Origin of the sequence: Aliidiomarina iranensis (assembly GCF_003987135.1) — a bacterium.
GTDB lineage: Bacteria > Pseudomonadota > Gammaproteobacteria > Enterobacterales > Alteromonadaceae > Aliidiomarina > Aliidiomarina iranensis.
On sequence record NZ_PIPJ01000007.1, the window covers coordinates 57,216 to 70,727 of the forward strand.

Annotated in this window: 7 protein-coding genes; 1 reads left to right on the plus strand and 6 read right to left on the minus strand. The window is 52.7% G+C overall.

The window, feature by feature from the left end:
• Window positions 1–14 precede the first annotated feature (14 nt).
• From CWE08_RS09360 to CWE08_RS09385, 6 genes are read right to left on the minus strand one after another with little or no spacing between them, the layout of a single operon-like run.
• On the minus strand, window positions 15–3,380 hold the full coding sequence (locus tag CWE08_RS09360) for a cellulose synthase subunit BcsC-related outer membrane protein (protein ID WP_126767757.1): 3,366 nt from the start codon (window positions 3,378–3,380) through the stop codon (window positions 15–17).
• Window positions 3,367–5,175 carry a glycosyl hydrolase family 8 gene (locus CWE08_RS09365; protein WP_198677145.1) on the minus strand — a complete coding sequence of 603 codons (1,809 nt, stop codon included), beginning with the start codon at window positions 5,173–5,175 and terminating at the stop codon, window positions 3,367–3,369. Before CWE08_RS09365 ends, CWE08_RS09360 begins: the two co-directional genes overlap by 14 nt.
• 1 nt (window position 5,176) lies before the next feature.
• The gene (locus CWE08_RS09370; RefSeq protein ID WP_126767760.1) at window positions 5,177–7,528 is read right to left on the minus strand and encodes a cellulose biosynthesis cyclic di-GMP-binding regulatory protein BcsB; all 2,352 of its coding nucleotides are present in this window, start codon (window positions 7,526–7,528) and stop codon (window positions 5,177–5,179) included.
• A gap of 1 nt (window position 7,529) precedes the next feature.
• The gene (gene bcsA, locus CWE08_RS09375; RefSeq protein ID WP_198677146.1) at window positions 7,530–10,376 is read right to left on the minus strand and encodes a UDP-forming cellulose synthase catalytic subunit; all 2,847 of its coding nucleotides are present in this window, start codon (window positions 10,374–10,376) and stop codon (window positions 7,530–7,532) included.
• On the minus strand, window positions 10,373–11,215 hold the full coding sequence (locus CWE08_RS09380) for a cellulose synthase operon protein YhjQ/BcsQ (protein WP_126767761.1): 843 nt from the start codon (window positions 11,213–11,215) through the stop codon (window positions 10,373–10,375). The genes bcsA and CWE08_RS09380 overlap by 4 nt, the downstream gene beginning before the upstream one ends.
• Window positions 11,212–11,529, minus strand: coding sequence for a hypothetical protein (locus CWE08_RS09385; protein WP_126767763.1), 318 nt, complete (start codon window positions 11,527–11,529; stop codon window positions 11,212–11,214). The genes CWE08_RS09380 and CWE08_RS09385 overlap by 4 nt, the downstream gene beginning before the upstream one ends.
• Window positions 11,530–11,897: 368 nt before the next feature.
• On the opposite strand from CWE08_RS09385, the gene CWE08_RS09390 reads away from it, so the two are divergent.
• On the plus strand, window positions 11,898–13,445 hold the full coding sequence (locus tag CWE08_RS09390; RefSeq protein ID WP_157981248.1) for a BcsE family c-di-GMP-binding protein: 1,548 nt from the start codon (window positions 11,898–11,900) through the stop codon (window positions 13,443–13,445).
• Window positions 13,446–13,512 lie beyond the last annotated feature (67 nt).

Consider the following 13,512-nt stretch of genomic DNA (forward strand, 5'->3'; position numbering starts at 1 on the left):
AAGGATAATATACCCTACCGGTCCACGTACCGGCTTGGTGGATCCGGTGGCCGCGCCACGGGTAAATCGAAGCCGCCGAAGTGGTAACGTAAATAAAGCAAGCCTTGGTCCGGCGAGAAAGTATCGGAGCGCACCAAGTTCAAGCTTAAGCCTACATACAAAGCCTCAGTAACTTTGTATTCAAAGTTGCCGGTTAAACTATGGCTCAAACCACCGCCCGTGCCCGCATCCCACACCGGGTTGATACCGGTATTATCAATGGCTGCAAAAGCTTGATCTTGCAAGCCAGGGTGCCCCGGATAAAACAGCTGCTCGCTCAATTCGGTATCGGAATAGCCCACCGAGCCGCGCAGTAAATACGAAAAACGCTTATAGCGGCCGAACATGGTAATAGGCACACTCAGCGAATGATAAAACTCTGGGCTGTAATAGTTACCATGGCCAAAAGTAGGCTGGCTCAAATCTTCATCAAAGCCCCAAGATAAATAAGTAAGCCCCACGGTGAGGGCAAAGGGTTCGTAATCTACCGCCCGCCAATAACCGCCCGTGTAGCCATACCAACGGCTATTCGATTTCACGTTATGGCCGCTGTAGTAATCAAAACCCAGGCTACTCCACCAACCGAAAGAACCGCCCTGATCCCAACTTAACCCCAGCCCCACGCCATTGCGGGTAACTGCGCCCCAATTTACCGTGCCATTTGTTTCATCGGCAAATGGATCGCGCATACCAGAAAAGCTAATCATGGTGGCGGTTTGAATACGCCGATTCGCGTTTAAGCGCACCCCAAACTCCCCGAGCGAGCGGCGGATGCCAATGCCACCCACCCATTCCGAGCGATTGAAGCCCACGGGGCTGGTGCCCACATCAAACCACCAATCGCCGTATTCGGCACCCACACCAAAGGCGATGCCCTGCTCTTCCGCTTCCGGTTGCACGCCACTAGGACAATCAACTTCACAGATTAAGCCGGTGCCGAAGCGATTGCGCCAGAAGTTATCGTCCAAATCCGCCGCGCCGGCATTGATGCGAATAGGATCGAAGCGGACAAACCAATACCCCTCGCGCTCCTCAAAAGGCACCCGCAAATCGAGCATCAAGGTTTCTGAGGTAAGCTCGGTAATGCCTGGCGTGCCACTTTTCGCCGCGCGATCAAAGCCTACATAGAGCACGGTTTCCCGTAAATCAGGGCTCGAGGCTTGGGTGGCCACCGCACCGCCGGTTTGAATTGAGCGCTCATCTAGCCTTAGTGCCAAAGCCTGCATGCCTTCGGAAAACTCCTCGGCTTCGATAGCGGCTAAGCTTTCCCGCGCTTCCTCATCACGATCTTGCCCGGCCAAATATAACGCATAGGCAAAGCGCGTATCTTCTGAAGGATTTGCTTCTTGCAAGCGCTCGAAAGCGGCATCGGCCGCCGCTAGCTCACCGCGTTCCTCAAGGGATTGCGCCAGCGAATAAACTAGCCAAGGGTTATCCGGCGTAAGCTCATAGGCCGCCAATAAAGTGGCGTGGGCGCCTTCGCTATCCCCCTCAGCAATGAGCGCATCGGCGCGGGATTGATATTGATTGGCCAAAAAGCGGTTATATTCGCTCTCCAACTCGCTTTGCAGCTCGGGCGTTAAGCGCGCATAAAACGCCCGCATACCCGCTTCGTTGCTATTATCGCGGTAGCCGGCGAGCAAGGCCCAAGCCGCTGAAGAATTATCCGGTTGTAAATTCAATACCTGCCGATAGCGCGCGTTCGCCAAATCCATATCACCCTCGGCTTCCGCCAAGCGCGCTTCCCGCAGGGCAATCAACGCCGGCTGCTCGCTCGCTACCGGGTGCCCCTGCATGCGCCCGAGCATAATATTCGCGCGCCGGAGCTCGTTTGCGGCCAATAGCTCATCAAACACATTCACATCGCGCCAGAAGGTGGTAGTTACGGTGAGATCTTGCCATTCCACGGTTTCCGGCTCGGCCGCTGCTGCCCGCCGAAACCACGCAAGTGCCTCATCTTGCCGCCCCTGCCGTAACGTGGCGTAGCCTAAACCACCCATAATTTCGGCATCACCGGGCATGCCGCGCAAGGCCTCACGTAGCCAAGCTTCCGCACCCTGCGGATTTTCGTTTTCAAGCTCCCGCAGCCCGCGCTGTTTGCGCTGATTAAAGGGATCATTAGCTAAGGCAATTTGTGCATCGAGCGCCGCCCGCATGCGCTCATCGGCCTCGGCCAATTCAGCCTGCTCCGGCATTGCTTCCCGCGCTATTTGCATAAGCTGATAATTCGCTTCGCTTTCATCTAGGCCAGTAGCCGCGCGCACCAATAAACTGCCCGCCTCTTGGCCGTACACGGTATCGCGGCTCAAAGTAGCTAGGCGCTGATAATCATCACGGGTGAGCGTATCGAGCGAGAGTTTTACTCGCATTAGGGTAAGCTCGGTACGAATCGAGTAAGGGTTTTCTGTTTTTAACGCTTCGAGCCTGGCAACACCGCGGTTAATAAGGCGTTCAGCTTCTCTGAGCACCTCTTCGGGGCTAAGATCGGGGAAGGTTAAATTAGCTGCGGGTTCGAAATCTGCACTGGTGCTAAGCTCGGCGCTCGCTAAATTTTCCGCCATCAGCCCCGCTTCCGCCCGCAAAGCCAAGCCGGAACGCACGGCACTTTCCCAATACTCGAGGGATAATTCTAGATTCTGTGGGCCTTCCGGAAACACCTGCTGCAACCGGGTAAAGGCCTCTGGATGACGCCCCGCCAACGTGAGCATGCGGGCATCGGCAATGGCATTGCTCTGATCGTTCGGCAACCCAACAAGCTCGCGCAAACGCTCGGTAGCCGGGTGCTCCGGCGCTTGTTCTTGCAACTGCCGATACAAACTTTGCGCCCGCGCCATATCGCGCTGTTGCACGGCCAATAGGGCCTGCACTTCAATAATTCGCGGATTATTCGGGTGCACGCGTAACAATTGCTGCAAAACACTTTCGATGCGGTCCGGCCGGCCGCGCTCATACCAATAATTGATGCGCTCTTCTAACAACGCCGCCGATTCGCGATCGAAGCTATCTTCGGAGCTATTAGTGCTTGTGGTTTGGCGCTGGTTTTGCGGCTGGTTTTGCGACAAAAAGTGTGCCTGGCTTGTTGTAGTATTTGTGGCAACAAGGCTTATAATCCCGCTGGGTTGGTTTGCTAACGCGGTTGAGCTTATAAAAGTGCTGGAGCCAAGCAGCAACGCACAACTTACCGCCACGTTTAATCGATTCAATTTTCTCACGTGTGTTTCAGCGTTTGCTTTAGTGTTTGCTTCAGGAGTTGCTCGAGTTGTGGCCCAAGTTTGCTTTTCTCGAGAACTAGCAAGCATGCGCTGTTTCACTAACACTCTTGCGCTATCAATTACAACCATTCAAAACCTCTTGGCTTACCACTAAGCGGCCATCGGGGTGGAATTCATTACATTGCAAGGCGCTGAGGCCGAACATTAAGAGCATCTGGGTGTAATAATTATCACGATAATCATTCGGGTTCGCCGACACAATTCGGGCCATTTGGTCGGCCGCCACGGCGTTGCGAGCGCCTGCGGCGTCTCTTAAGTTAACCCCCGCGGCGTTTTTTATTTGAGCCCCTGCAGCGTTACTTGCATTAGCGCCGGCGGCGTTACTTGCATTAACCCCCGCGGCAGCATCCAGCATGGCAAAATAAGGCAATAACACACCGGAAAAGCCGATATTTCCTCGGCCGCTCGCGCCATCAATGATGTTGCTACTGGTTCGGTTGCCCCGGCTTTCATCAGGCTGCGGCGCTGTTTCGGGCCGCGGCGCTGTGGCAGGCTGCGGCGCTGCCCGCAATGGGCGCGAAAGACGTTCCGCCGGATACCCTTGCTCGGCCACTACATCATACATACCACGAAATGCATTAAGGAGTGCCGCAGCGTTTTCTGCTACGTTCGCTGCATCATTCCCGGCAGCTCTTCCGGCAACACTGCCTGCTACGCTTTCTGCTGGGCTTTCCGCAGCATAAGCCTCTTGCGCCAGCCAGGTGTAAGCCCGAATGGCATCGTATTCGCCGTAGCGCACATCATCTTGATGCTCCCGACCGGTTTCCCACACCGAGAGCAAGCGGCCGTTATAATCCAGCGTTAACCAATCGGGGATCATGCCTTCCAGCTGCGCCGCTTGCATTTCATTGCCAAGTTGCTGCATAATTTGCACGCTGGTGCGGTAGATTTCGAGCCAACGTGCATCACCGCTGTAGGACGCCAACCCGCGTATCTGCACCAAGTTAAAATAGCTTGGGTTCACCATGATGTAATTTTCGTGGGTGAAACCATAAGGCGCCGGTAGCAGCACCAAACCCTGTGCGTGCTCCGAGTTATCCTCAACGCTTGCGTCATTAAGTGTCGCGTCAGCCGCTAAATCATTCGTATTGTCCACACCCAACACAATAGTTGTAGTATCTAGCAAGCGGCGGGATAAACGCTCAGCCATAGCGGCATAGCGCGGGGTTTGCCAGCGTTCGGCTGCCGCGTACAGCGCGTAGATCATCCAAATATCGGCATCGCTGGCGGGGTTATCATCGAGAATATGCCAGCGGCCATCTTCATCTTCGCCCCATAACCAAGCCGGCAGCCGATCGCCCAAGGCACCTTCGGCTAAGTTATTATCGGCCCAGGTGAGCATGAGCTCAAAATGGCCTTGATCTTGCGCCAACAACGCAAACCACATGCCATAGGCTTGCCCTTCGCTGGTGGAAATCGAGTAGCCATCGCCACTATCAATCACCCGGCCACTTTCGTTCACGAGATGCTCAAGAAAACGCTGATAATGCCAATTAAACCGCAGTGCCGATGGCGTGTTCTCATTCACAGCGAACTGGCTAAACACTTGGGAACGCGCTTCTGCCTGTTCACTGCTGGCCTGCAAAGAAGCCGCGCGCTCAGAATCGGCATTCCCAGAGTCACCATTACCTGAATCACTTGCCGGCGAACAGGCGCTTAACGCAAGCGCCAGCAACACGGACACTGAGCCCATTTTCAGCCCCTTTCTTAAAAGAGGGACAGAGCACATCGACAACGACACCGTTTTACATACCGCTGCGGCCCCTTTTAACACCGCCGCGGCACTTTTTTTCAGCTCCGCTTGCAGATAAGGGACAGAGCACACCGACAACGACCCCATTTTTAACACCGCTGCGGCCCTCATTTTAAACATCTCCGCGGCGCTCTAAGCGGCGGCGTGCTAGGCCGCTGAAGAACCAGTACAGCACCATCACTAGGGTAACTAGGGCTACTAGCGTGAGCACTGATACCAGCACCGGATAGCGCGCTAAATGAAAATACATGCGCTTGAAGAAACTAAGCTCGCCCACGTAATACAGCTCGTAGCCGGGCAAATGCCGATCGTTCCCCGGTGTAAGCAGGCTCATAAAGCCACTCACATCCATGGTGCGTTCGGAAGAGCGCAGCAACTCAGTTACTTTGTTTAAGAAATCATCTTGGTTGGCCGTGAGCGCAACCACGGTAGCCGAGCTATGTAGCGGCGATTGGAAACTCACCACCGCAGCACTTGGCCCACTCACGGTAGCCGCTTCGTCGTCACCAAAAAACAGTTGTTGCTCGCCCGCTAAACCGTGGTGCCCGAGCTGTTTATCTAAGGTGGCGCGGCCAAAGCGCTGTAGCCAAGCACGCAAAGCTGGGCCACCGCTAATGAGAATGTCGGCGCGTGTATTTTCTGGCACATCAGCAACCTGCATTACTTCTAGCAAGGTGCCCGGATAGCCGGTAGCACTGCCGATTAACGCCAAAGCTTGCATCGCCGCAATAAATTCTTCATCAGTGGGGCTATCGCTCACCACTAAAATGCTGTTGGCTAAATCATCGTAACGGGAGAACGGATATCCGGTTTTGGCGAATAACTGCAGGTTGGGCATTTCCGTGTAATGCTCATAACCGCGAATATCAATGCTGGAATCACCATCGATAGCGCCCATGGTGTTACCAATCGGCCGCACCCGGCATTCTTCACTGCGGGCACTGAAACTAAACTCGAAATCAAGCCGATTGATAGCCCCTAATTTAAAAGCGGGCACATTTAACGCCGGCTGAGTGAACGGATTGCTATCGAGCAATGGCACGCGAATACGCTCACTGGCGCCGCCGAAACCTGATTGATTGAGGGTATAACCGCGAATAAAATCATCGTTGATATACACGCGCAAGCGGCTTTCATCGAGCTCAATGGGCGGGGTATAACGAAATTTCAAATCAACCGGAATGCCTTTGCGTTGCCACACGAATAAATCGGGCGGTAAGCGCAAATTCACGCTCACCGGCGAGTTGCGGTAGCCCGTGCGTTGTAAATCGTTATCAAATTCCACCAGTTCAGAGAAAGTAACCGGCTCCTTAGTGCTGATCCAGCGCGGCGCTGAATAGGCATCGCGTGGTTGCAGGCGATATTGCACTTCTTCGGCGTTAAAGCTTACTTGTGGGCCGGTTAAACCGGCCGGATGCGTTACCAAACCTTGCGCTGCGGTAATTAAGCCCGCGGTATCGGGCGCTTGCACCAATAGCATTTTATACACCTGATTCACCGGGTTCGTGATCATGCGCACGGTGGGCTCGCTTACCTCGGGATAATCGCGGAATAACCAGGGCCGCTCATCGTTGGTGAGAAACACAATGGCGTGATGATCTGGCCAGCGGTGTACCTCGTGTTCGAATGCGGCATCGTTGCGGTACCGATAAAGCTCAGTAGATACACTGCGCCAATCGGCTTGGGCACCAAAATAGCTGGTGAAAATGCCTGCCGCTTGCACGATATTGGTATCCATGCGCTCTGGAATCACGTAATGAAATTCGGCCCGGGTAAAATCGCGGACATCAAAAAACGGTTCGGGGAACCAGGAAAGCTCGTTCGCGAGCACCAACTGGCGGCGGTTAAATTCGATGCGGCTATCGCCAGAGAATTCCAACCACGCACTGGGCGACACCACGGAGCATTGATCGCCGTGCGCTTCGGCCAATAGCTCGAAGGTGATTTCGTTGTAATCGCTGAAATATTCCGCAGGCAAACTTACCCGCAGTTGGTGGCGCTGCTCGGCTTCGGCCACGTTAACCCGCACCGCGCGCACTAGTTCGCCGTTGAAACGCACGCGAAATTGGGAAATATCCCGCACTAAAGTGGGTGAATATTGGTAGTTTAAGTAAAGCGTGCCGCCCTCAGAAATTTGGTCCGCACGGCTACCGAACCCTAACGACAACGTAGTGGCCATGCCATCAATGCGCAGCGGCCGGCCAGAGCCGAGCTCGCGAAAGGTGTAGCTAAATTCATGGGTGGGTAAATCAACCACGTTGCTTTCATACACGGGCGGCAACTCTAGCAGGCGCTGTTGCAACTGCCGTTGGCTGCGGCTAAGCGCTTGGTTTTCGCCTTGCTGCTGGGCTTGCTGCTGGGCCTGCTCTTGTGTTTGCGTTTGCGCCTGCACGGGGCTAACAAATGCAAGGCCCGCAGCGCAAGCAAAAACAAAACTAGAAAGAAATACCAACGGTTGCTGCATGTTAATTTACCTTTTCACCAGGAAAATAGGGTAACAATGAGCGCAAAAAGCGCCCAAGTTTTGTTAATACGGCGAATATGGGGCCGAGTTTCGGCGCAAATTGTAACGCCATGCGTTTGTAGCCCCGAGCGCCCACCGCTAACACTTCGCGTAAGCTGGATATGGGCCGCTCTTGATAACTGGTATCGCGCCAGCCCACCCATGCATCGGCACGGGAGAAAGTGGCCCGAATAAGCGCTTGCTGATCTTCGATAGCATCCACTTGCATAATGGCGCCGGCTAAATTGCCGCGCCGGGAGACAATTTGCGCTTTAAACGAATGGCTACTGAGGCCATCTTGCAGCAAAATATCCACTTCATCATTTTCTTCTAACCAGCAGTTTTCCGGGAGCTTCAGGCCGAGCCCGCGATCGGAATAATCCACCAGTTCCACCGCATAAGCATGTTCAGAACGGGTAATAACGGTAATTGGCCGGTTCACTTGAATACGATGCGCGGCCCGCACTTGCTTTGCTTCCTCAGCCACGGCCACAGCGCCGCCAAGAATGATTAAATTGTAGCTCACCCACACCAAGTTCAGGGCAACCGTGAGGTATTCATCGGTAGGCCCGGTGGCTAAACGCCAAAAACCAAACAGAAAACCAACAATACATAACATTACCAAAATTAAATAGGGCCGCGATACTTCCCAATCGAAAAAGGTGGTGGGGGTAAGGCCACCCTTGGCGGTAACGTTAAATTTGCCATGTTTCGGCGAAATCAGCGCCACCATGGTGGGCCGCATGATGTACCAAGCCAGCACGGTTTCATACATTTCCGCCCAAAACGAGTGCCGGTAACGGCCTTGGGTGCGCGAGTTCGTAAGATACGAATGCACAATGTGCGGCAAGGCATACAAGGCAATCATGATAGCCGGCGCGAACACAATGTAACTATGCAGGAGCAGAAACGCCAAAGGCGCCATCATGAAAATCAGCCGCGGCAGGCCGTTCAAGAAATACAGCATGGCATTGGCATAACAAATGCGCTGGCCTAGGTTGAGGCCCTTGCCGATGAGCGGGTTATCGAGCCGAAATATTTGCGCCATACCTCGGGCCCAACGAATGCGCTGGCCAATGTGCGCCGAGAGGCTTTCGGTAGCCAGCCCCGCCGCTTGCGGAATATTCAAATACGCGGAGGTGTAGCCCAACCGGTGCATTTTTAGGGCAGTGTGGGCATCTTCGGTAACGGTCTCAACGGCAATCCCCCCTACTTCTTCCAGCGGCCCGCGTTTTAACACCGCACAAGACCCACAGAAAAACGAGGCATTCCACATATCGTTGCCATCTTGAATGAGCCCGTAAAATAGCTCGTTTTCGTTTGGCTTATTGCGGAACATGGTGAGGTTTTTCTCGAAAGGGTCCGGCGAGAAAAAGTGATGCGGCGTTTGCACCAGCGCCAATTTCGGATCTTCGTTGAACCAACCCATGGCAAGCTGTAAAAACGAGCGCGTGGGAATATGATCACAATCGAAAATGGTAATAAAATCGCCTTTGGTGAGCTTCAAGGCATGGTTCAGGTTACCGGCCTTGGCATGGGAATTATCTTTGCGCACGATATAGCCCACCCCCACCTTTTCGGCAAATTCGGCGAAATCTTTGCGTTTGCCATCATCGAGCAGATAAACGTTGAGCTTATCTTCCGGCCAATCCATGGCCAGCGCCGCCAGCACTGTGGGGCGGACAACATTGAGCGGCTCATTATAAGAAGGAATATACACATCCACACTTGGCCACTGGCTCATATCGCTGGGCAATTTCGCCACGTGCCGCTGCAACGGCCAAATGGTTTGCACGTAGCCAAGTACCAGAATTGTCCAGGCGTATAGCTCGGCACTGAGCAACAGCAAGCTGAGTGCGGTATCGGTGGGCACATCCCAGTTAATGGTTTGCGTTAAGCGCCAGTATAAATAGCGCGAACTCACCAAAATAGAGAGCACCACCATGAGCAGTAGCGCTCCGCGCTTTTGCACATCACGCACCCAAAGTGCGGTGGCCCAAAACACTAAAAGCATAATGGCTTGCGAGGTGGCATCAACCGGCAGGCTCACAGTAAAGCTCACCATTATGCCCGCAAAAACGGTAAGTAAAATACGGGCGGTGCCGCTGTTCATCCATTTATACCCGCCGACATCGCCAAAAGCTTGGATGGCATCGGTGCCCTTGCGGGTGTAATAGGGTTTGATATTTTGCACCCACTGGTGTTTTACCAAGTTGATGCTATTTCTAATCACGTTTTTGCGCGCCCGGAGCACTTTTTGGAAGAAGTTGCGGTTTTTTGTTTGGGCTTGTGCGCTTTTATGTACGGTTTGTGCTGAGTTTTCTGGCCCCGTGTTCGCTGCGAACGGCACATTACCAGCGCTAGCGTTGTTGTTTGTATCGCTGCCGTTTGCATTGCTCGTGTTCGAAGGCCGGCGCGCATGCTTGCGGCGCTCAACGTGGAAAATAGGTTCAGCTTCTACTTTATTCGCTTCGTATTCGCGCTCTTGGCGGAAAAATATCAGCCAAAACAATTGAACGAGAAAACGGATAGGGTCGAGCAGGCGTAACTTGCTGAAATTAATTTGCGGGAACCAATAGCGCATGCTTGAGCTTGGGGCAGAATCGGCGCCTTGGCTTGCTTGCGCGCCAAGTTCTTCGGCGGTTTCGAGCGGCGCGCTGGCTTCGGCTCTATTCCCCGGGGTGAAAATGGCGCTATTGAAGGTGCTGGTGTTGAACACCACCACTTCAAAATACAGGCCGAGCAAATGCATCGCCGCTTGCCTGCGCGACATAACACGACGCGATTGCTGCCACAAACGCCGAATCATGGGCGGTTGCTCTCGTTGGGGTTTGTGGCGCGGGCATTAGTAGGCGCATCGGATAAGAAGCCGGCGAGCCAGAGCGCCAAGGCATCGAAATCACGGCTTACTTGCGCACTTTTTTGATAATGATGCACCGGTTGCAACGCGGCAAAGGCTTCTACCGCGTGTTGATCGCGGTGCACGGCCACGGGTAGCAACATTTCGCTGCTGAGCACACCGTGCAGATAATCGCTGCTATCGCGAGCAATAGTTAGGTTCGGCGCCATTTGATTAATAATCACCCTGCTCTGATATTGGCGCGGCAAGCTGTGTTGGGAAAAGCGCAGTATTGCACTGGTAAGCCTTGGTTCCGGCTGCAACACGTTAATGATGAGATCGGCGTTGGCGTAAACCCACTGCTGCAATGGGCCGGGCGTGCGTGGCACATCAACCAGCAGAATTCTATCTTCGAGCGCTAATAGTGGCGCGAATAGTTGTTCTAAATTTTGTTCTAATATCTGTAACGCGGCGGGTTCAACCTCTGGCGCCACTCGGCCGAAAGGAACAAAGGGATAGCCTTGATCACTTTCAAATACACAATCTTCGATGCGGATGTTGAGATCGCTTGAGTTTGCGGCTGTTGTTTCGCTCAGAGCTGTTTCCCCGCTCAAGGCTGTTGCACAAAGCGGCAGCAAGCCTTCGGTGTGTTCGAGGTGCATGCCGAAATGGGCGGCCAAGCAATTTTCTAGCTGCAAATCGAGGGCAATGGTGCGGGTGCCGAAATTGTTCATGGCCACAGCCAAGCCGGCGCAAATTGTGGTTGCACCTGCGCCGCCAGTGAGGCCTTGCACGCCAACGATTCTCATTTGCTGCCTTCGCTCTTAAGTTCTTCGCTCATGTACTTTTCACCCTGAGAATGCTCGCTCTGATGCTCGCTCTTATTTTCAGCCCCCGCGTAGCCCTCGCCTTGGCAGATTTCAGCCAACTTCAGGGTAAACATGGGCCAGCGTTTTTCTACCTCGCGCAGCCGAGTGTTAAACCGAATTTCCACATAAGGAATGGTGAGATCGTTCACATGATTACGCAGGCGGCTGATATCGCTGGCACTGGCACTAATGTTCAGATGCGATTCATTGGGGTTTGCTTGTTTTTTAGCGGTGTTAAATAAGGTTGAGTTCATAGGCTGCACTTGTTGCCATGGCTTCAGTTGCTATAGTGTAGGCAAGATAACGTTTTTAATGTGGTTTCACCACTCACTTTTGCAAACACTGGTTTTTTGGTAAGCATTTGTTGATTTTATTTGTTTCGCTTACTTTTAAACTATAGGTGAAGTAAGGTACTCTGCAAAGGTAAAGTTCGTTGAATCAATATTTTAAGCGCTTCAATTAGCCGAAAATTGTAACAGAAGCACACGAAATAAAACTATGGCAGATGCAATAGCTCGTGCTTGGAACAGCCTTGTGAGCGCATTCTTCCATGCTAGCAACTATTATCGGTTCTATAGCAAGAGCTAGCAGAACAAGAACAACCGCAACCAGGAGCCATCACTTGATTTCTTTGCAAAATATTATTCCAAACATTGAGCAGCGGTTGCCGCCCCTAGTGGCCGGTGAAACCCATTGCTTTGTGGTGCAAAGTAGCATTTGGGCTGATTTTTTCATTGAACATATCAGTATGCAGCAATCAACTCTGGTGCTCGGCACGGCCGATACTGTTGAGCGTATGCAGCGCTATACCAGCGATTTGCTGAGTAACAAGAATTTGCACTTGGCCGAGTGGAAACATTCTCGCTGGCTGCGCCCGAGTAGTTTGTTGCGCTCCATTGCCCAGGCCGCTGCCGGTAGCAAAGTGATAGTGTTTAATGTGAACTACCGCGAGTTATCGGCGGTTGAGCAGGCGTTGTGTAACCGAACCTTTCTGTTGCGCTTAAAAAATTGGGCCAGTGCCAATGGTAAATTATTAATTTTTACCTTGCAGGCTGAAATCGATAACCCGGATTTACGGGAGTTTTTAAATACCTCGGCGCGGGCTTTTGGTAGTTTACACATGATTTATCAGGGCCAGCCGAATTGGCGCTGGCTGCTGCAATATTGGTTTCGTGGTTACACCATTAACCGTTGGAACTGGGAGCTGGAAGAGCAACGCTTACCGAACGGTGGCATAACTTTTGAGTTTGTTAACCATGATAATTTTGCCAGCGATACCCGCCGTTTAGGTGAGAAAGCGCCGCGTTTTATTTGTGATGCGGGCGTAGATGAAGGCGAGTTTTTGCCGAGCGAATGGCAAAAAATTGTGTATGAAACCGATTTGCGCGATGAACTTCCCCAAGGGAGTGATGCGCTCGTGATTTTGGGTATTAGCTCGCGGGATAAATTGCTGCAAGTGGCTGAACGTGTGTTTCAGCTGCGTAAATATTTCGGCCCTTATTTGCGCATTATTGTGCGGGAGCGTGATGAATCGTTGCGCTTGCAGGATGAACGTATTCTCATTAGTAGTGGCGCGAACTTGGTGCTACCCAGTGAGCTAGGCACCCGGCGTGTGATTGGCGTTGCGGAAACAACCGTGGGTTTCAAGTTTACTCATACCCTGCCGGATAATTTTGCGGATATTAAAACTAGCCAAATAATGGATGATGTGCGCGGTTATTTGGCGCCCGGTATGTTTTTGGATAAGGTTTTAACGCTCGAGAAAAAAGCCGAGCGGCAAGCGCTTGATTCGGTGCTAATTCGCGCGGAGCCGGGCACTGGGTTAACAGCCCATACGTTAGTTCGGCGCTTTTCCAGCCGTCGGCCGGGGGACATTATTTCCGTGCTACAGGGCCAAGTGTATTTGTATCTGTATGGCTGCCGCGAGAGTGATGTGAGCAATGTGCTGTATATGAATTTTGGTATCCCGAGCGATAATTTGTTTAAAAATGAAGTGCGAATTGTGAAGCACGGGCAAATTATTGATGCGCGCGATGGTTTGGTGGAAGATGAGCATGCAGCTCCGAGCCCGGTGTTGGATATTCAATACAGTAGCCGCGGGGAATCGAGCGTTACGCGCAAGGTAGTAGAAAAAACCGCACCGGGTGTGCGTAAAGCTGATTTTTTATAGTGCTTCGATTTGAAGCACAGATGTGAAGCTCTGATAAAGTGTTCGGGGTGCTTGATTCAAACGTGAT